Source organism: Mesorhizobium sp. B1-1-5, from assembly GCF_006443065.1.
Classification (GTDB): Bacteria; Pseudomonadota; Alphaproteobacteria; order Rhizobiales; family Rhizobiaceae; genus Mesorhizobium.
This window is the reverse complement of the sequence record NZ_VFWS01000003.1, coordinates 1-18,723: the sequence shown is the minus strand read 5'-3', so window position 1 is coordinate 18,723 and position 18,723 is coordinate 1. Positions and strand designations below refer to the sequence as shown.

General features: G+C 63.7%; 17 protein-coding genes. 9 read left to right on the top strand and 8 right to left on the bottom strand.

Annotation, left to right across the window (positions count from 1 at the left end; translation table 11 throughout):
• The first annotated feature begins 105 nt into the window (after window positions 1-105).
• The 4 genes from FJ980_RS01835 (at window position 106) to FJ980_RS01820 (ending at window position 3,342) form a co-directional block, all read left to right on the top strand.
• The gene (locus tag FJ980_RS01835; RefSeq protein WP_246676278.1) at window positions 106-834 is read left to right on the top strand and encodes an isoprenylcysteine carboxylmethyltransferase family protein; all 729 of its coding nucleotides are present in this window, start codon (window positions 106-108) and stop codon (window positions 832-834) included.
• A gap of 105 nt (window positions 835-939) precedes the next feature.
• Window positions 940-1,410, top strand: coding sequence for an RDD family protein (locus FJ980_RS01830; RefSeq protein ID WP_073989170.1), 471 nt, complete (start codon window positions 940-942; stop codon window positions 1,408-1,410).
• A 147-nt stretch (window positions 1,411-1,557) separates the two neighbouring features.
• A complete protein-coding gene (locus tag FJ980_RS01825) occupies window positions 1,558-2,322 on the top strand; it encodes an arginyltransferase (RefSeq protein WP_095767708.1) in 765 nt (254 codons plus the stop codon).
• A 123-nt stretch (window positions 2,323-2,445) separates the two neighbouring features.
• A complete protein-coding gene (locus tag FJ980_RS01820) occupies window positions 2,446-3,342 on the top strand; it encodes a DMT family transporter (RefSeq protein WP_140541257.1) in 897 nt (298 codons plus the stop codon).
• Here the strand turns inward: FJ980_RS01820 and FJ980_RS01815 are convergent.
• Both FJ980_RS01815 and parC read right to left on the bottom strand, forming a co-directional pair.
• Entirely contained in the window at window positions 3,330-4,529 is a 1,200-nt protein-coding gene (locus FJ980_RS01815; protein ID WP_140541256.1) for an AI-2E family transporter, read from the bottom strand. The genes FJ980_RS01820 and FJ980_RS01815 overlap by 13 nt on opposite strands.
• A 124-nt stretch (window positions 4,530-4,653) precedes the next feature.
• A complete protein-coding gene (gene parC, locus FJ980_RS01810; RefSeq protein WP_140541255.1) occupies window positions 4,654-6,909 on the bottom strand; it encodes a DNA topoisomerase IV subunit A in 2,256 nt (751 codons plus the stop codon).
• Window positions 6,910-6,982: 73 nt separating this feature from the next.
• On the opposite strand from parC, the gene FJ980_RS01805 reads away from it, so the two are divergent.
• Both FJ980_RS01805 and FJ980_RS01800 read left to right on the top strand, forming a co-directional pair.
• Window positions 6,983-7,303: a hypothetical protein gene (locus tag FJ980_RS01805; RefSeq protein WP_140541254.1), complete on the top strand. Its 321-nt coding sequence runs from the start codon at window positions 6,983-6,985 to the stop codon at window positions 7,301-7,303.
• Window positions 7,304-7,327: 24 nt separating this feature from the next.
• Entirely contained in the window at window positions 7,328-8,518 is a 1,191-nt protein-coding gene (locus tag FJ980_RS01800; protein ID WP_140541253.1) for a hypothetical protein, read from the top strand.
• A gap of 96 nt (window positions 8,519-8,614) precedes the next feature.
• Here the strand turns inward: FJ980_RS01800 and aspS are convergent, their stop codons facing one another.
• Both aspS and FJ980_RS01790 read right to left on the bottom strand, forming a co-directional pair.
• Entirely contained in the window at window positions 8,615-10,405 is a 1,791-nt protein-coding gene (aspS, locus tag FJ980_RS01795; protein ID WP_181181079.1) for an aspartate--tRNA ligase, read from the bottom strand.
• Between the two features lie 120 nt (window positions 10,406-10,525).
• The gene (locus FJ980_RS01790; protein ID WP_140541251.1) at window positions 10,526-11,284 is read right to left on the bottom strand and encodes a DeoR/GlpR family DNA-binding transcription regulator; all 759 of its coding nucleotides are present in this window, start codon (window positions 11,282-11,284) and stop codon (window positions 10,526-10,528) included.
• Window positions 11,285-11,397: 113 nt separating this feature from the next.
• Between FJ980_RS01790 and FJ980_RS01785 the strand changes: the two genes are divergently transcribed.
• A complete protein-coding gene (locus tag FJ980_RS01785) occupies window positions 11,398-12,606 on the top strand; it encodes an MFS transporter (RefSeq protein ID WP_140541250.1) in 1,209 nt (402 codons plus the stop codon).
• A 129-nt stretch (window positions 12,607-12,735) separates the two neighbouring features.
• Window positions 12,736-13,887 (top strand): ribonuclease D, encoded by a 1,152-nt coding sequence (gene rnd / locus FJ980_RS01780; RefSeq protein ID WP_140541249.1) that lies wholly within the window; start codon window positions 12,736-12,738, stop codon window positions 13,885-13,887.
• A gap of 198 nt (window positions 13,888-14,085) precedes the next feature.
• Here the strand turns inward: rnd and FJ980_RS01775 are convergent, their stop codons facing one another.
• From FJ980_RS01775 to FJ980_RS01760, 4 genes are all read right to left on the bottom strand, one after another.
• A complete protein-coding gene (locus FJ980_RS01775) occupies window positions 14,086-14,505 on the bottom strand; it encodes an MAPEG family protein (RefSeq protein WP_140541248.1) in 420 nt (139 codons plus the stop codon).
• 10 nt (window positions 14,506-14,515) lie between these two features.
• Window positions 14,516-15,061 (bottom strand): hypothetical protein, encoded by a 546-nt coding sequence (locus FJ980_RS01770; protein WP_246676277.1) that lies wholly within the window; start codon window positions 15,059-15,061, stop codon window positions 14,516-14,518.
• 43 nt (window positions 15,062-15,104) lie between these two features.
• Complete coding sequence (gene guaB / locus FJ980_RS01765; RefSeq protein WP_140541247.1) at window positions 15,105-16,607, bottom strand: IMP dehydrogenase; 1,503 nt, start codon at window positions 16,605-16,607, stop codon at window positions 15,105-15,107.
• Between the two features lie 165 nt (window positions 16,608-16,772).
• Window positions 16,773-17,009: a type II toxin-antitoxin system prevent-host-death family antitoxin gene (locus tag FJ980_RS01760; RefSeq protein WP_140541246.1), complete on the bottom strand. Its 237-nt coding sequence runs from the start codon at window positions 17,007-17,009 to the stop codon at window positions 16,773-16,775.
• A 207-nt stretch (window positions 17,010-17,216) separates the two neighbouring features.
• On the opposite strand from FJ980_RS01760, the gene FJ980_RS01755 reads away from it, so the two are divergent.
• Window positions 17,217-18,638, top strand: coding sequence for an MFS transporter (locus FJ980_RS01755; protein ID WP_140541245.1), 1,422 nt, complete (start codon window positions 17,217-17,219; stop codon window positions 18,636-18,638).
• The last annotated feature ends 85 nt before the right edge of the window (window positions 18,639-18,723 follow it).

Genomic DNA, 18,723 nt, shown 5'->3' with positions numbered 1-18,723 from the left:
CTAGACCGGGAAGAATGTCATGTTCAACAGGCAACACCATTCCCTCGGCAGGCGAATCCGCCGACGCAACCAAAAGCATGCGAAACCTTAACCGGACGGCAAGGCTTGCGTGCAATTGTCCATGTCGAGGGGACCACCGGGGCAACAGAGTTGGCGATTTCCAAAAGCGATGCGCTGCCTGGCGCAGAGACCGGTTTCTGGTCCGGCCTTCAGAGCCGCGCGGTTGTCACCGACCTGCGCGAAGGCCTGTTCCGTTTCATCGCGCTGGCCGTCGCCGCGGTCTTCGTCTATCGCGGCGCGTACCATCTGGTCATCGATCCGGGCCGGCTGAACATTCTGCTGCTCATGATCTCCGATGTGCTGACTTTTACCTGGCTGCTGCTGGCGCGCCGACCGATTGTCCGCGACTGGAGCCCTTTCACGGTATTCATCTCGCTGACGGCCGGTTTCGGCTCGGGTTTCATATCGCTCCAGGACGGCATCGCCATCATCCCGCTCTATATCGCGGCACCGCTGCAATTCCTGGCGCTGTGGCTGGTGATCTGGGGCAAGATGTCGCTTGGCCGTTCCTTCGCCATCCTGCCTGCCAATCGCGGCGTCGTCACCGGCGGCGCCTACCGCTTCGTGCGGCACCCGATCTATGCCGGCTATCTGGCAGGGCACATCCTGTTCCTGCTGTCGAGCTTCTCGCTCTACAATTTCGCCGTCTACGCGATCATCACCCTGTTCCAGGTCCATCGCATCCTGCGCGAGGAGCGCATCCTGGCGCTGACTGAGGAGTATCGCGACTATCTCGGGCGGGTTCGCTACAGGCTCTGTCCCGGCATCTTCTGACATCGCGCCCGGCGGTGACGGGCACGTTCCTTGAATTCCAGGCCGCCTTCACCATTTGAAAAGGCGGCAGGCATTCCCTGGGGGTGCTGCGATCGAGGAACTGATATGAACGCACGCGTATTGGACGGCGAGATCATCACGACGAGGTTCGAGGACACCCGCGCCTATCGTGGGGTGCGGACAAGGCGCATTTTCGCATTCCTGCTCGACTATTTCTTCGTCGCGCTACTGACCATTCCCTTCGCCATTCTGGTCGCCATTCTCGGCCTGTTGACCTTCGGCCTCGGCTGGGCGCTGTTTTCGGTGCTGGTGCCGATGGTCGCCATCCTCTACATCTGGAACACGCTGGGCAGCCGCGACCAGGCGACGACCGGCATGAAGATCATGGGCATCCGCCTGGAGAAGCTCGACGGCAGCCGCATCGACGGCATGACGGCCGTGGTGCACTCTGTGCTGTTTTGGGCCGGCAACGTTATCCTGACGCCGCTGGTGCTTCTGGTCACGCTGTTCTCCGACCGCAAGCGCACGCTGCACGACCTGCTGCTCGGCACCGTGGTAACCCGCACCGATATCTGACGGATTCACGGCCGCGCGCATCAAACCGCCGCGTCGCCTGTGCTTAAATATGAACAGGCCAAGGCCATCGCGGCAGCATAATCCTGTTGAATTTTTCGGCGACCGGGCCAAAGGTAGGGCGATTCGCAGGAGCGTTTCCAAGATTAGATGACGCAGCATCCGACCCAGTCGCCGCAGTTCTTCCTGACCGCGCCGTCGCCGTGCCCCTACCTGGAGGGACAGTTCGAGCGCAAGGTGTTCACGCATCTTGTCGGCGACAAGGCGCCGGAGATGAACGACCTCTTGACGCAAGGCGGCTTTCGGCGCTCGCAGAACATCGCCTACCGTCCGGCCTGCGAATCGTGCCGCGCCTGTGTGTCGGTCCGCATCCTGGCACAGGAATTCAGCCCCAGCCGCAACATGCGCCGCGTCATCCAGCACAATGCCGACCTCGTCGGCGCCATGCATGACGCGCAACCTTCGACCGAGCAATACTCCCTCTTCCGCAGCTATCTCGACGCCCGGCATCGCCGCGGCGGCATGTCGGACATGACCGTGCTCGACTATGCGATGATGGTGGAAGACACGCATGTCGACACCAAGATCATCGAATACCGGCGTCGCGGCCCCGACACGTTCATCACCGGCAAGGGCCATGGCGAGCTGATAGCCGTCGCGCTCACCGACAAGATGGCCGATGGCCTGTCGATGGTCTATTCCTACTTCAATCCCGACTTCGAGGACCGCTCGCTCGGCACCTTCATGATCCTCGATCACATCGCCCGCGCCAAGGCGATGGGACTGCCCCATGTCTATCTCGGCTACTGGGTCAACGGCTCGCGCAAGATGAATTATAAGATGCGCTTCATGCCGCAGGAGCATCTCGGCCCGAAAGGCTGGGAACGCTACGACCACGAAGCGGTCAGTCGCTGAACCGCCCCACGCTTCATCCTTAACTGTTTCAAGGAGGAGAACGCCGGTCTTTCGGCCCTCAGGCTGGAACGAGCGCGGCGTGGCCGCTGTGCGCCTCCTCAAGATTGTTTGCGAGATGCCCAAGTGTCCACCCATACCGACCACCAGAAAGGCCTCCTGATCACCGCCGTAGGCGGCCTCACACTGACCATCGACATACCGCTGATCCGGCTCGCCGACGGCACGCCCTGGACGATCATGATGTTGCGCACCGCCACCACCTTGCTGGCCGGGCTGGTGGTGTGGGCCGTCTGGCGGTCGTTCGACCGGAATGCGCCCCGGCTCATCCCGGGCTGGTCGGGACTTGCCGTGGCCTTTTGCTACGGCATGACCGGGATATGCTTCGTCACGGCGGTCTATCACACCTCGACAGCCGACCTTGTCTTCATCCTGGCCTTCAACACCGTGTTCGCGGCGCTGCTGTCATGGCTCTTCCTCAAGGAAAGACCACGGCCTGCAACCGTCATCGCCATGCTCGCGATGATCTTCGGCGTGCTGATCATCGTCGGCGGCTCCGTCGGCACCGGGCATCTGTTCGGCGATTTCATGGCGCTTTGCTCGACCTTCTTCGTCGCCCTCGCCATCACCATTTCGCGCGCCAGCGGCAAGGACATGGGCTTCACCGCGCTGGTCGGCGTCATCCTGCCGCTGGCGCTCGCCGTCTTCATGGTTTCAGGCGAAGGCGTTCACGTGAACGCGCCGTGGTGGATCGTCTTCAACGGCGCCGTGATCATGCCGATCTCGTTCTTCTGCCTTGCCAACGGACCGAAATACATTTCAGGCCCAGAGGTGGCGATGTTCTATCTTCTGGAGACGGTGCTGGCGCCGGTCTGGGTCTGGCTGATCTTCGCCGAGGCGCCCACGCGCAACAGCCTGATCGGCGGCACGATCCTGATCGTGACGCTGGTCGCGCATTCGCTGTGGCAATTGCATGAGGGCCGCAAGCGCCGTGCTGCGCTTGCCGTGGTTTACCCGGCCTGAACTTTCCTCGGCTCGGCCGCCGCTTCGATCTGCGGCGGCGCGCCGGCCTCGTCGGCGACAGGCGGAAGCTCGTCCATGATCTCGACCTCGCGTAGCCATTCGCGCCAGATGGCGACGAGCAGCGCCATCAACACCGGGCCGATGAACAGGCCAAGAAAACCCATCGTCTTGACGCCGCCGATCAGGCCGAAAAAGGTCGGCAGGAAGGGCAGCTTGATCGGGCCGCCGACGAGCTTGGGCCGCAAGGTCTTGTCGACGATGAAGAGCTCGACCGCGCCCCAAATGAAGAGCGCCGTGCCAGCGAAAAGCTTGCCGCTGGCGGCGAGGTAGATCGACACCAGGGTGAAGGAGAGCGGCGCACCGCCCGGGATCAGAGCCATGATGCCGGTGAGCGCGCCGAGCGTCACCGGCGACGGCACGCCGGCCAGCCAATAGGCGATGCCGAGCACCAGGCCCTCGCCGATGGCGATGATGGTCATGCCCGTCACGGTCGAGGAAATGGTTGCCGGCACGACGCGCGAGATCCGCTCCCAGCGCGTCGGCAGGATGCGTTCGCCGAGGCGATCGATCTGGGCCGCGAAAGCTTCGCCGTCGCGATAGGCGAAGAACAGCGCAATCATCATGAATAGAAGCGTCAGCATCAGGCTGAAGGCGCTGCCGCCGGCGGCCAGGGCGCCGCGATAGATGCTGCCGATGTTGGAGCCGCTGATCAGCTGGATCAACTCGCCGATGCCGCCGGGGTGGCCGAGATAGGCCGTCCACTGCTCGTTCAGCCATTCGCCGACCACCGGCATGGTGGCGATCCAACCCGGTGTCACGGCGCCGTGGCGATTGGTCTCGATCGCCCAGGTGACCCACTCGCGCAGCTCATTGATGGCATAGGTGCCGGCAAGCGCGATCGGCACCACCAGGAAGGTGAGGATGAAAAGGATCGCCAAAGTCGCGCCGACCGTGCGGTTGCCGCCGACGCCGACGAGGAGCCGGCGGTAGAGCGGCCAGCTGGCGAAGGCGATGACAAGCGCCGCCAGCACCGGGAACAGGAACCCGTGGAAGAAATAGACACCGGCGGCGACGATCAGCACCAGGAGCCAACGCGCCGCCGACAGTGGCGGGATGACGGCCGCCCTGAGCGGCGTCGACAGGCCGAACAGTCGCTGCCCCGGCTTCTGGATCTCAGCCCGCTTCAATCCGGCGTTGCTCCCTGCCTGATGGTTCGATGGATGCTTATGCACCATCATAGTGCAGCAATCGTGACGATAGTCCAAATAGATGCCCTTGCCTTCTCCCCTTGTGGGAGAAGGTGGAGCCTCGCTACCCGAATTTCCCCGTCCTGGGGAAACCCTTCGGCACCATGCGGCCGGCGGCGGCGCGGGCTCCGATCCACTCGGCCAGCTCCTCGCGCGACTTGGTGAAAGTGCGATCGGCCGAATCCTGCCAGGAGAGCCCCGTCTGCAGGGTGAAGGTCTTCAGGTCCAGCACGCCGCCGTCCTTGTACTTCTGCAGCCGCACGCCCTTGCCGCGCGCCATCTCCGGGATTTCGGCCAGCGGGAAGACCAGCAACTTGCGGTTCTCGCCGACGATGGCGAGATGGTCGCCCGAAACCGGAATGCAGCGCTTGGCCTCGTCCGGCGCCTTGACGTTCATCACCTGCTTGCCCTTGCGGGTGTTGGCGACGACCTCCTCCTCCGAAACGACGAAGCCGTTGGCGTCGTATGAGACGAGCAGCAGCTTGCGCTTCGGATCATGGACAAAGGCAGTGACGATGTCCTGGTCGTTCTCCATGTCGACGATGATGCGGATCGGCTCGCCATGGCCGCGCCCGCCCGGCAGCCGATCGGCGCCGATGGTGTAGAACTTGCCGCCGGTGGTGAAGACCAGGATCTTGTCGGTGGTCTGGGCATGGAAGGCAAGCTTCAGGCTGTCGCCTTCCTTGAAGGTGAGCTGCGAATGGTCGGTCAGGTGGCCCTTCATGGCGCGCAGCCAGCCCTTTTCCGACACAACGACAGTGACCGGCTCGCGCTCGATCATCGCATGCGCGATGTCGGTCAAGTCGTGCTCGGGCGCATCGGCAAACTGGGTGCGACGCTTGCCGAGCTCGGTCTGCGGACCGAACGTGTCGCGGACCTTGGCGACTTCCCACTTGATCGTCGACCATTGCTTGGCGTCCGAAGCCAGCAGGGCCTCGATCTGCTTCTTCTCGGCGGTGAGGCCGTCGAATTCCTTGCGGATCTCGATCTCTTCGAGCTTGCGCAAGGCGCGCAGGCGCATGTTGAGGATCGCTTCGGCCTGGTTGTCGGTGAGCGACCAGCGGGCCATCATCACCTGCTTGGGCTCATCCTCCTCGCGGATGATCCTGATGACCTCGTCGATGTTGAGATAGGCGATCAGGTAGCCGGCGAGGATTTCCAGCCGCTTCTCGATCTCGCCGAGCCGGTATTTCGAGCGGCGGATCAGAACCTCACGGCGGTGGTCGAGCCACTCCCTCAGCACGCCCTTCAACGACAGGACGTTCGGCACCTTGCCGCGCGACAGCACGTTCATGTTGAGCGGGAAGCGGCTTTCAAGCTCGGTGAGCTTGAACAGCGATTCCATCAGGATGCCGGGATCGACCGTGCGGCTCTTCGGCACCAGGACGATGCGGATGTCCTCCGCGCTCTCGTCGCGGATGTCTTCGAGCAGCGGCAGCTTACGCGCCATCAAAAGCTCGGCGATCTTCTCGATCAGCCTGGCCTTCTGCACGCCATAAGGGATCTCGGTGACGACGATGCTCCAGGTGCCCCTGCCCTGGTCCTCCTGGCCCCATTTGGAGCGCACCCGGAAACCGCCGCGGCCCGTCTCATAGGCTTCGAGGATCGAGGCGCGGCTGTCGACGATGATGCCGCCGGTCGGAAAATCCGGCCCCTGGACGAAATCCATCAACTTCGCCACCGGCGCTTCGGGATGCTCGATCAGATGGAGTGCTGCGTCGCAAAGCTCGGCGGCGTTGTGCGGCGGGATCGAGGTCGCCATGCCGACGGCAATGCCCGACGAGCCGTTGGCGAGCAGGTTGGGGAAAGCGCCCGGCAGGACGGACGGCTCCTCGTCCTCTTCATTGTAGGTCGGCCGAAAATCGACCGCGTCCTCGGTGATGCCGGCAAGCAGCTCGCTCGCCACCTCGGTCATGCGTGCTTCGGTGTAGCGCATCGCCGCGGCGTTATCGCCGTCGATGTTGCCGAAATTGCCCTGCCCGTCGACCAGCGGGTAGCGCATCGAGAAATCCTGCGCGAGGCGCACCAAGGCGTCGTAGATCGATTGGTCGCCATGCGGATGGAACTTGCCCATCACGTCGCCGACGATGCGGGCGCATTTGGCGAAGCCCTGATCGGGGTTGAGCCTGAGCAGCCGCATGGCATGCATGATGCGGCGATGGACCGGCTTCAGTCCGTCGCGCACGTCCGGCAGCGCCCGGTGCATGATGGTCGACAGCGCGTAAGCGAGGTAGCGCCGCTCGAGCGCTTCCTTCAGATCGACCGGTTCGATTTTATCGCCGCCGCCATTGTCGTCAGGCGGCAAAAGCCTTTTTCCCATGGATTTGGACTAGCCGAGCGGGTGATTCGCGGCAAGCGCCGCGTGAACGTCGGCGCATTCGCCGCGGCTATAGATGCGCAGCCGGCGGTGTGAAGAATTTCACGGAAGCGGCGCCGCGGCGGCTGCAATTTGCCGCCGATCTGCAACAGGCTTAGTCGGCAATACAACGCCGGCCAACATCAATCCGTTACATGCGGCCGCTATCTGGCAATGCAACGCGCTGGCGGAGGAAAGCCGCGGTCTTCATGACAAATTCACCGCATCGGGCAATAGCTGCCGACCGGCGTTTGCTTTTCATCGCCGTTTTCGACAAATGGGCCCGGAAATGCCTTTTTCCCGTCCCGTTCGTCACGGAATGGTGATGGAGCAGATGTCAAAAATAATTTCACAATAGGCAATCCAGGACAGGGAACTCGCCATGACAATCCAACGCTCAACACTCAAGAAACTGGCCTTTTCGACCTTTCTGCTGACGCTGCCGCTCAATTCGGCCTTCGCCGCCGATCCGGCGGTGGCCGAGCGCATCAAGGCGGCCCTTGCCGCCCAGGGCGTCGAGATTTCCTGGACAGGCGTCTCCGGCGACGATTCGAACGCCGTCCTGCAAGGTGTTTCCATCAAGCCGGCGGCCGAGAAGGAAGCGCTGCCGATAGGCGACGTGAAGCTGGAAGGAGTCAGCGAAGCCAATGGCGGCTATGAGATCGCAACCCTCTCGACCTCGCCTTTCGAGCACAGCAAGGACGGCGTTACGCTCAATCTCAGCCCGGTGGTCGTCCACGACATGAAGGTCCCGGCCGAAGGCGGCACCGATCCGCTCGGCTCGCTGATGATGTACAAGTCGGCGGAACTTTCCAACATGACGGTCAAGGTCGGCGACAAGACGGCTTTCGCGATGGACGGGCTTGCCGTCCAGATCACCCCCCCGGCCGACGGCAAGGCGATGGACTTTACCGCCAACACCGAAAAATTCACCGCCGACCTGTCGCTGGTCGACGATCCGAAGTCCAAGGAAGCGATCGACGCGCTTGGCTACCAGAACATCTCGGGCAACATCTCGATGGCCGGCACTTGGCAGCCGAGCGACGGCAAGATGGAGCTGTCGAAATATGACGTATCGGTCGAGAATGCCGGCACGCTCGGCATGACTTTCAACCTCGGCGGCTACACGCTCGACTTCATCAAGTCGATGCAGGAGATGCAGAAGAAGCTCGCCGCCCAGCCGGAAGGCGCCGACAATTCCGCGCAAGGCATGGCCATGCTCGGCCTGATGCAGCAGCTTTCCTTCAACGGCGCATCGGTGCGCTTCGAGGACGATTCGCTCACCGGCAAGGTGCTCGACTATGTCGGCAAGCAACAAGGCATGTCGGCCAAGGACGTCGCCAACCAGGCCAAGGCGATCGTGCCGTTCGGCATGGCGCAGCTCAACAATCCCGAGCTGACGGCGGAAGTCTCGGCGGCGGTCAACACCTTCCTCGACAATCCAAAGAGCCTGGAAATCTCGGCCGAGCCGCCGTCGTCGGTGCCGTTCGCGCTGATCATGGCCGGCGCCATGTCCAACCCGCTCGACCTGCCGAAGACGCTTGGCGTCAAGGTCAAGGCGAACCAGGACTGATCGAACAGTCAGTCCAAAGAAAAGCCCGGCAGCGATGCCGGGCTTTTCTTGTTGAAGGCGGTTCTTGTAGCGAAAAGAATATCCTGGCTACGGCTTTTAGCCTTCCTTCTTCGCCGCGGCGACGCGCAGCGACAGCTCGCGCAGCTGCTGCGGGCTCGCTTCCGAAGGCGCGTTCATCAACAGGTCGTAGGCCTGCTGGTTCATCGGGAACATGGTGATCTCGCGCAGGTTCTTGGCGCCGACCAAAAGCATGACGACGCGGTCGATGCCGAATGCCGCTCCGCCATGCGGCGGCGCGCCATACTGGAAGGCACGGTAGAGGCCGCCAAAGCGATCCTCGACCGTCTGCCGATCCAGACCGACCATCTCGAAGGCCTTGACCATGGTTTCCGGCAGATGGTTGCGGATGCCGCCCGAGGCGATCTCGAAGCCGTTGCAGACCGCATCGTACTGGAAGGCCTTGATGCCGAGCGGCTCCTGGTTGGTCAGGGCGTCAATGCCGCCCTGCGGCATCGAGAACGGATTGTGGGCGAAGTCGATCTTCTTCTCGTCCTCGTTCCATTCGAAGAACGGGAAGTCGACGATCCAGCAGAGCTCGAAGCGGTCGCGGTCGACGAGGTTCAATTCCTCGCCGGCTCGGGTGCGCGCCGCACCGGCAAAGGAGACGAACTTCTTCGGGTCGCCGGCGACGAAGAAGGCAGCGTCTCCGTCGGCAAGGCCGAGCTGGAGGCGGATCGCCTCGGTGCGCTCCTCACCGATGTTCTTGGCGAGCGGACCGGCGCCTTCGAGTTTTTCGCCTTCCTTGCGCCAGAAGATGTAGCCGAGGCCAGGCTGCCCCTCGCCCTGCGCCCAGGAATTCATGCGGTCGCAGAAGGCGCGGCTGCCACCGGTCTTTGCCGGGATGGCCCACACCTGCGCTTTCGGATCGTTGGCCAGGATGTTGGCGAAGACCTTGAAGCCGGAATCGCGGAAATGATCGGAAACCGCCTGCATTACGATCGGGTTGCGCAAGTCCGGCTTGTCGGTGCCGTATTTGCGCATGGCAACATCATAGGGGATGCGCGGCCATTCCTTGGTGACGGGCTTGCCATTGGCGAAAGCCTCGAACACGGACGTCATCACCGGCGCTAGGGTGGAGAGCACATCGTCCTGCTCGACGAAGCTCATCTCGAGGTCGAGTTGGTAGAATTCGCCCGGCAGGCGGTCGGCGCGCGGATCCTCGTCGCGGAAGCAGGGCGCGATCTGGAAATAGCGGTCGAAGCCGGAGACCATGATCAGTTGCTTGTACTGCTGCGGTGCCTGCGGCAGCGCGTAGAAGGTGCCGGGATGGATGCGCGACGGCACCAGGAAGTCGCGCGCGCCTTCGGGCGACGACGCGGTGAGGATCGGCGTCGAAAACTCGGTGAAGCCGACCTCCCCCATGCGCTTGCGCATCTCGGCGATGATCTTGGTGCGCGCGACGATGTTCTTGTGCAGCGTCTCGCGACGCAGATCGAGGAAGCGGTATTTCAGGCGGATGTCCTCGGGGTAATCCGGCTCGCCGAACACCGGCAGCGGCAGCTCCTTGGCGGCCGACAGCACTTCGATCGCGCGCGCGAAAATCTCGATCTCGCCGGTCGGCAGGTTCGGATTGACGGTTTCCGGCAGCCGCGCCTTGACCTCGCCGTCGACGCGGATCACCCATTCGCCGCGCAAGGTCTCGGCGACCTTGAAGGCCGGCGAATCCGGATCGGCGACGATCTGGGTCAGGCCGTAATGGTCGCGAAGATCGATGAAGAGCAGCCCGCCATGATCGCGCACGCGATGCACCCAGCCCGACAGGCGGACGGAATTGCCGACATCGCTCTTTCTCAACTGGGCACAGGTGTGGCTGCGGTAACGATGCATGGTCATGGGGTAAGTCCGGAAATTGCGGGCGCCGGCCCGGCTCGAAAATTGGCGCGAAAAGCGCATGAGAGGCCGGCTTTGTCAAGGCAAGCGGTCACACAGGCGCGCCGCTGCGACCGTTCAGGCAAAGTGGACTTGCACACCCCGACTTTGGAAATCGGCGAGCGTGGCAGCAGGTGCGGTCCTTTCCACCACGAGATGGCGGATCGCATCGGCCTCCGCCACGCGATAGGGCGCCGCGGTGGCGAGCTTGTCGTTGGTGACGGCAATGACGATGCCGGCGCTGTTTTTCGCCATGGCGCGCTTCACCTCGGCTTCGGCCGAATCGAAGGCGGTGACGCCGCGCGCGACATCCAGCCCGCAGGAGCCCAGAAAGAACAGATCGGCGCCGAGCTGCGCCACAGCGGCGAGCGTATCGGTCCCGACGCAGGTGCCGAGATCGGGCACGTAGCGGCCGCCGAGCACGATCAGCTCGACCAGGGGAAGGTCCGTCAGAGCCGAGGCGACGCCCAGCGAGTTGGTGGCGACGGTCAGCTCCATGTCGCGCGGGATCGCCCGGGCGATCGCCTCGTTGGTCGTGCCGCCGTCGATGAACAGCGACTGCCCCGCGCCGAGCAGCGCAACAGCCGCCTTGGCGAGCCGGGTTTTCTCCTCGACCGCATGACGGCTGCGCTGGCTGAGCGGCGCGGCTGCAAAGGGCCCCGATGGGACAGCGCCGCCATAAACGCGACGCAGCTGCCCGGCCTTCGCCAGTTCCCTCAGATCGCGGCGCACAGTGTCCTCCGACACGCCGAAACGGCTGGCGAGCTCGCCCGCCAGCACCTTTCCGTCGGCCGCAAGCCGGTCGCGAATGAGTTGGTGGCGTTCTTCAGTAAGCATGCACGATCCTATTTATTTGTGCACGTTATTGCATGTTTTGCCTGTTCATGCAAGAAACAACGTCACCGGCAGCCTGAGAGCCGCCGCCAAAAACTCCTTATCGGATTTGCCTGATGACCCTTGGCCTGAAACTCGCCCCCCAGCACCGCGTCTATGCCGGCTTCGCGATCTATTCCTTTGCCATGGGCAATATCTTTCCGCGGCTGCCCGATATCAAGCGGGCCATGCAGATCGAGGACGGCACGCTCGGTCTCGCCCTGATCGGGACGCCGATCGGCACTCTGATCGCGCTGACGCTGGCGACGCCGATCCTGGAGCGCGTCGGCTTCCGCCGCGCGCTGCTGTGGCTGGTGCCGCTGCTTGGCTTCGCCTATGCCGTCGCGGTGCATGCGTCAGGCCCCGCGGCCCTGTTCCTGATGCTGCTCCCGGTCGGATTAATGATCGGCAGCATCGAGATCATTTTGAATGTCGAGGCGGACAGGACCGAGTTCCTGCTCAAGCGGCGCATCATGAACCGGGCGCATTCGTTCTGGAGCATCGGCTTCTTCGGCGCCGGCCTGTTCGGCGGCGCGCTGGCGCATCTCGGCCTGTCGCCGCAACTGCATCTGGCGCTGGTGGTGCCGACCGTGGCGGTTGCGATGGCGCTGTTCCTGGGCGGCTTCGAACCCGCACCTGCCCGTTTCGCCGCGACCGGCGACAAGCCGCCGATATTCGCCCGCCCGACGCTGCCGATCCTCATCCTCGTCGCGGTGACACTGTCGGCAATGCTGATGGAAGGCGCCAGCATGGACTGGTCCGCCATCTATATGCGCACAGTGTTCGACTCAGGCCCCTTCGTTGCCGGCTTCACCGTGGCGCTGTTCGCCTTCTCGCAGGCGACGACACGCTTCTTCGCCGACAGCTTTGTCGACCGCCACTCGCCGAGCGGCGTAGCGCGCGTGCTGCTGGCAACAATGGCGGTCGGCGTGTTCATCGTCTTCTTCTCGCCCCTGCCCCTCATCTCGATGCTGGGCTTCGCGCTTCTGGGCATCGGCAGCAGCGCCATCTTTCCGCTGGCGATCTCGGCTGCGGCGCAGCGCACAGACCGTCCGGCGGCGATCAATGTCGCGGCTCTGTCGCAGATCTCCTTCGTCGCCTTTCTGCTTGGCCCGCCGCTGCTCGGCTTCGTGTCGGACCACTGGGGTATCCGCTCGGCCTATGGCATCGGTATCCCGTTCATCCTGCTCAGCCTGGCCACAGCCGGCGCGCTTGGCCGACGGCCATCGGCCGAAGCCGCGGACACCGCAAGGCAAAGCGTGGAGGCGCAGGCCGGCGAGGCCTGAACCGCCCCGCCGGGCCATCGCATATCGCCATCGCGCGAAACTAGCGGTGCGTGACGACGTCGCGGCGCTTGACGAATGCGCGCGCGGCTGAAATTGAAAGAGGCCTAATATTGTGCCAAAAGCGATTTGATGCAGGTCATCACCACACAAGAAGAACTCGAGAGCGTTGTCGCGGCGTTCGAAAAATCGGAATTCGTTACCGTCGATACCGAATTCATCCGCGAGACGACCTTCTGGCCGATCCTTTGCCTGATCCAGATCGCCGCGCCTGGGATTGAGGCGCTTATCGACCCGTTGTCGCCCGGCATCGACCTGAAACCGTTTTTCCGGCTCATGGCCAACGAAGCGGTGCTGAAGGTTTTTCACGCGGCGCGCCAGGACATCGAAATCATCGTCCATCTCGGCGATCTGGTGCCGCATCCGGTGTTCGACACCCAGGTGGCGGCGATGGTCTGCGGCTTCGGCGACAGCGTTTCCTACGACCAGCTCGTGCAGAAGGTCACCGGAGCCCGGCTGGACAAGTCCTCGCGCTTCACCGACTGGCGGCACCGGCCGCTCTCCGACAAGCAGCTCGAATACGCGCTTGCCGACGTCACCCACCTGATCGAGGTCTACCAGCATCTCAGCGCCGAGCTGAAGCGCGAGAATCGCGGCCACTGGCTGAACGAGGAGATGGATGTCCTCACCTCGCGCGACACCTACGATCCGCATCCCGAGGATGCCTGGAAACGGCTGAAGATGCGGCTGCGCAAACCGCAGGAGCTGGCGATCGTGCAGACGGTGGCGGCCTGGCGCGAGCGCGAGGCGCGCGAGCGCGACGTGCCGCGCGGCCGTGTGCTCAAGGACGACGCGATCTACGAGATCGCCCAGCAGGCGCCGCGCGATGCGGCCGCGCTCGGCAAGCTGCGCACCACGCCGAAAGGTTGGGAACGCTCCGCGACGGCAACCGCGCTGCTCGGCGCGGTCAACGCGGCGCTGGCGCTGCCCAAGGACGCGATGCCGAAACTGCCGAAAAGCGTGCAGCCGCCGGAGGGGTCGAGCGCGGCGGCGGAACTGCTCAAGGTGCTGCTCAGGATCGTCGCGGAGAAGGAAGGCGTGGCTACCAAGGTGCTTGCCTCCAGCGACGATATCGACCGCATAGCCGCCGAGGGCGACGAAGCCGACGTGGCGGCGTTGCAGGGCTGGCGGCGCGCCGTTTTCGGCGAGCAGGCGCTAAGGCTGGTACGCGGCGAGATCGGCATCAAATTCGACAAGCGCCGGATCGCGTTGTTCGAGCTGTAGCGCCTCCCCCTTCTCCCCTTGCGGGAGAAGGTGGATCGGCGCGCAGCGCCGAGACGGATGAGGGGTGTTCCAGCGGAGTGAAACGCTGGCGATCTCTTATCGCGGCATCCAATGCTGGCTTAAGTCCGTGTCAAGCTGGAACACCCCTCATCCGGCCGCTGCGCGGCCACCTTCTCCCACAGGGGGAGAAGGGAAAGCTCACACCACCTCGAGCAGGTGGAGCGCGAACCATATCCAGGCGATGAGAAGTATGCCGGCGCCAAGGAAGAAGGCGCGGCTGCGGTGCAGCACATGGTTTCTGTCGAGATGCACCCAGGCGTGGACATAGCGCGTGACTATGAACAGCCACATCAACGTCAGCGTCAGGTAGTTCACGCCGTTGGTGACGAACAGCGCCAGGCACAGCACGTGGAAGAGAACCGGCAGCTCGAACTGGTTGATCAGGTTGTTGGCGACGGTGATGCTCGAGGCGGGCTCGGTTGAGCGGACCTTGTACTGGCCGATCCTGGCCTCGCCCGACTTAACGGCGAGATAGCGCCGCTTGAACATCACCAGATAGACGACATAGACCAGAAGAACATGTGCCAGCATCGGCCAGAAGATGGCTGTCTGGCGCATCTGCTTGTCCTCAGCGTCGCCGCCCGGCCAGCGCGAAGACCGCGATGACGAAGACCGGGATCGCCAGCAGCGCGAATTTGGTGACCGTCAGCGAAGAGGCGAAGGCCAGCGAATCGGGATTGGCCAGCTGGAAATCGGAGAGCAGCCGCGCCATGGCAAAATTCTGGGCGTAGTCTGCGACCCCATAGGGCGCCACCAGCACCAGCGAGAACAGGGCCTGCAACTGCGCCGGCATGGCGCGGAAGGTGCTGAGTCGCCGCCCGAAGGCGAGGATAAGGCTCACCAGCGTAAGCGACAGCAGCGCCGGGAACAAAAGATCGAAGGTCAAATAGTGCCAGACGATAATGATCTCGCCGCCGCGCCGGCCGAGCGCGGTGAGCCACGCCATGCCTTCGTCGGGCGTGAAGCCGGCGACGCGCATGTCGAGCGAGGCCAGGCCGCCGCTCAAGCGCTGGAAATAGAGAAACTCCAGCGCCGTCATGACCAGGAACAGCGCAATCGAGGCAATGGAGAGCGCCGCCGCGTGACGCGACAGCCGCAGCACCGCCACGCTCAAGTAACGCCACAGCCCCCGGCGGTCGGGCCGATCGGCCTCCCGATCAAATTCCGCCCGGGTAATTGGGGCTTTCGCGGGTGATCGTGACGTCATGGGCATGGCTTTCACGAAGTCCGGCGTTGGATATGCGCACAAAAGTGGCGCGCTCGCGGAAATCTGCAAGGTCACGTCCACCCACATAACCCATAGCGGCTTTCAGGCCGCCTGCAAGCTGGTGCAGCACGCCAGCCACAGGTCCTTTGTAGGGAACCTGCCCTTCAATGCCCTCCGGAACCAGCTTTAGCGTATCGCGAACTTCAGCCTGGAAGTAACGGTCGGCCGAGCCGCGCGCCATGGCGCCGACCGAACCCATGCCGCGATACGCCTTGAAGGAGCGGCCCTGGTGCAGATAGACCTCGCCTGGGCTCTCGTCGGTGCCGGCAAGCAGCGAGCCGATCATGGCCGCACTTGCTCCCGCGGCAAGCGCCTTGGCGAGATCGCCAGAATATTTGATGCCGCCATCGGCAATGACACTGACGCCGGCCCTGCTGGCCGTCTCGACCGCCGACATGATCGCCGACAGCTGCGGGACGCCGACACCGGCCACGATTCTGGTGGTGCAGATCGAACCCGGGCCGATGCCGACCTTGACGGCGTCGGCGCCGGCATCGATCAGCGCCTGCGTGCCGTCGGCCGTGGCGACATTGCCGGCCAGGATGCGCACGGAGTTCGACAGTTTCTTCGCCCGCGTCACCGCATCCAGCACGCGCTGCGAATGGCCATGCGCGGTGTCGATGACCAAAAGGTCGACGCCGGCGTCGATCAGGCGCTCGGCGCGCTCGAAGCCGTCATCGCCGACGCTGGTGGCGGCGGCGGCACGCAGGCGACCTTGCGCGTCCTTGGTGGCGTGCGGGTTGAGCTGCGACTTCTCGATGTCCTTGACGGTGATCAGGCCGACGCAATTGCCATTCCTGTCGACCACCACCAGCTTCTCGATGCGGTGCTTGTGAAGGAGACGTTTGGCTTCGTCCTGGTCGACATTCTCCTTGACCGTGATCAGGTTCTCACGCGTCATCAGCTCGTAGACCTTCTGCGCCGGGTCGGAGGCGAAGCGCACGTCGCGGTTGGTGAGGATGCCGACCAGACGGCCGACCGTATGGCCGCCGGTGCCGCCATTTTCGACCACCGGAATGCCGGAAATCGAATAGGCGCGCATCAGCGCCAGCGCATCGGCCAGCGTTGCGTCGGGGCCGATGGTGACCGGGTTCACCACCATGCCGGATTCGAATTTCTTCACCTGCCTGACCTGCTCGGCCTGTTCGGACGGCGAGAAATTGCGGTGGATGACGCCGATGCCGCCGGCCTGCGCCATGGCGATCGCCAGCCGCGCCTCGGTGACGGTGTCCATGGCCGCCGACAGGATCGGCACGTTGAGATCTATGTCGCCGGCAATGCGGGTGCGGATGTCGGTTTCGCCAGGCATGACTTCGGAATGGCCGGGCTGCAAAAGCACGTCGTCGAAGGTCAGCGCCAGCGCGCCGGTGGACGTTTCGATGATTTTTGCCATGGCCAGTCCTTTTGAATGCGGAAAAGGCGCCAGGCCGATTGGCCAGCGCCGACTCTCATCTTCCCTTTCAGGATTGGCGCTGGCTGGTACCACGTCCTGGGGCGGTTGAAAAGCCGATCGTTGCGGGATGGGACGCGTTCCTGTTTCGCGCCAAGAACCTTATCGTTAGTCGTCGTAAGTGTCGTCGCGTGTCCAGTTTCCGACAGCGACAACCGGCTGTTGTTTGAGCCGAGACAACAACGCTGCGCGCGAGCGGGGAAATAAGTCATGCGCGTCGGCAGGGACGATCCGCGCCATAGGCCGCCCATTGCTTACGACGACATAGCTCCGTCCTTCACTGGCTCCGCGCAGGATGAAGGAGAGTTTGCGTTCGACGTCAGCTATGGAAACGGTGTTGTCCATGTCAGCACTCCATGCAGCATCGGTAGTATGACGGTACGCCCGGTACAACGACATTCCGCCGAGAAATTGCCCTACCACTGGTTGCGCTCCCGCAAAAGTGACAGCAATTTAATGCGACATCCGGGCCGAGGCGTGATAACCGCCCGGTCGCACCGGTTCGCCCCCAAGCCGGGCCTAGAATCGCGAAGACAGATCAGGGCGTTTCCCTTGAACCGCATCATCCCGCTTATCCTGGCGGTCGCATTGTTCATGGAGAACATGGATTCGACCGTGATCGCGACGTCGCTGCCGGCGATCGCTGTCGACATCCACACCAGCCCGATCGCGCTGAAGCTGGCGCTGACGGCTTATCTGGTGTCGTTGGCGATCTTCATTCCGATCAGCGGCTGGATGGCCGACCGGTTCGGCGCCAAAAACGTCTTTCGCGCTGCGATCGGCGTCTTCATCGCCGGCTCGGTTGCCTGCGCGTTTTCCAATTCACTGCCGGCTTTCGTGGTGTCGCGCTTCCTGCAGGGCATGGGCGGGGCGATGATGACGCCGGTCGGCCGCCTGGTGCTGGTGCGCGCCACGCCCAAGAGCGAGCTGGTCGCGGCGATGTCCTGGCTGACCGTGCCGGCGCTGGTCGGCCCGCTCGTCGGCCCGCCGATCGGCGGCTTCATCACCACATACTTCACCTGGCACTGGATTTTTCTGATCAACGTGCCGATCGGCTTCATCGGCATGTGGCTCGCCACCCGCTATTTGCCCAGGACGGAGCCCGCCGAGACGCCGCCGCTCGATTTCCCGGGCTTCGTGCTCTCCGGCCTTGCCGCTTCCGGCGTCGTCTTCGGCCTTTCCGTCGTCAGCTTGCCGGCGCTGCCGCCGACGGCCGGCTTCGTCACCATTGTCGTCGGCGTAATCTCGGGCGCGCTCTATCTCCTCCATGCCCGCCGCGCCGGGAACCCGCTGCTGGCGCTGGAGCTGTTCCGCAACCAGGTTTTCCGGTCCTCGGTGCTCGGCGGCTCGCTGTTTCGCATCGGCATCGGCGCGGTGCCGTTCCTTTTGCCGCTGATGTTCCAGATCGGCTTCGGGCTGACGCCCTTCCAGTCCGGCATGATCACCTTCGTCTCGGCGATCGGCGCCATCGGCATGAAGTTCGTGACCGCGCTGATCTTCAGGCTCGCCGGCTTCCGCCGCGTGCTGATCTGGGGCTCGCTTGTCGCGGCCGCATCGATCGCCATCTACGGCCTGTTCACGCCGCAGACGCCTTATGCGCTGATGCTGGCGATCCTTTTGGTCGGCGGCTTCATCCGCTCGATGTTCTTCACCGGCGTCAATGCGCTTTCCTATGCCGAGATCATGCCCGCCGACACCAGCAAGGCGACGCCGATCACGGCGGTTTTCCAGCAATTGTCGATCGCGCTCGGCGTGGCGCTAGCTGGCGGCATCCTCGAAGTGTCGACCTCGATCCATGGCGGGCCGCTAACCCTACGGGATTTCCACATCGCCTTCTTCATCGTGGCAGCCGTCTCGGCGGCGGCATCGATCACTTTCATGCGGCTTGCGCCGGAGGCCGGCAACGCGGTCTCGGGCCATGGCCGGCTGGCTAAGCCGAAGACGCTGGAAACGGTCGGGACCGCCGGGAAGTGATCGCCCTGTCCTTCTCCCCTTGTGGGAGAAGGTGGATCGGCGCGCAGCGCCGAGACGGATGAGGGGTGTTCCAGCGGAGTGAGAC

Excerpts from the sequence above, each read along its gene's own strand:
- FJ980_RS01760 (WP_140541246.1), bottom strand. The coding sequence starts at position 17,009 with ATGGACAACACCGTTTCCATAGCTGACGTCGAACGCAAACTCTCCTTC.
- FJ980_RS01800 (WP_140541253.1), top strand. The coding sequence starts at position 7,328 with ATGACAATCCAACGCTCAACACTCAAGAAACTGGCCTTTTCGACCTTT.
- FJ980_RS01785 (WP_140541250.1), top strand. The coding sequence starts at position 11,398 with ATGACCCTTGGCCTGAAACTCGCCCCCCAGCACCGCGTCTATGCCGGC.
- FJ980_RS01775 (WP_140541248.1), bottom strand. The coding sequence starts at position 14,505 with ATGCGCCAGACAGCCATCTTCTGGCCGATGCTGGCACATGTTCTTCTG.
- aspS (WP_181181079.1), bottom strand. The coding sequence starts at position 10,405 with ATGCATCGTTACCGCAGCCACACCTGTGCCCAGTTGAGAAAGAGCGAT.
- rnd (WP_140541249.1), top strand. The coding sequence starts at position 12,736 with ATGCAGGTCATCACCACACAAGAAGAACTCGAGAGCGTTGTCGCGGCG.
- guaB (WP_140541247.1), bottom strand. The coding sequence starts at position 16,607 with ATGGCAAAAATCATCGAAACGTCCACCGGCGCGCTGGCGCTGACCTTC.
- FJ980_RS01805 (WP_140541254.1), top strand. The coding sequence starts at position 6,983 with ATGCGCAGCCGGCGGTGTGAAGAATTTCACGGAAGCGGCGCCGCGGCG.
- FJ980_RS01825 (WP_095767708.1), top strand. The coding sequence starts at position 1,558 with ATGACGCAGCATCCGACCCAGTCGCCGCAGTTCTTCCTGACCGCGCCG.
- FJ980_RS01830 (WP_073989170.1), top strand. The coding sequence starts at position 940 with ATGAACGCACGCGTATTGGACGGCGAGATCATCACGACGAGGTTCGAG.
- parC (WP_140541255.1), bottom strand. The coding sequence starts at position 6,909 with ATGGGAAAAAGGCTTTTGCCGCCTGACGACAATGGCGGCGGCGATAAA.
- FJ980_RS01790 (WP_140541251.1), bottom strand. The coding sequence starts at position 11,284 with ATGCTTACTGAAGAACGCCACCAACTCATTCGCGACCGGCTTGCGGCC.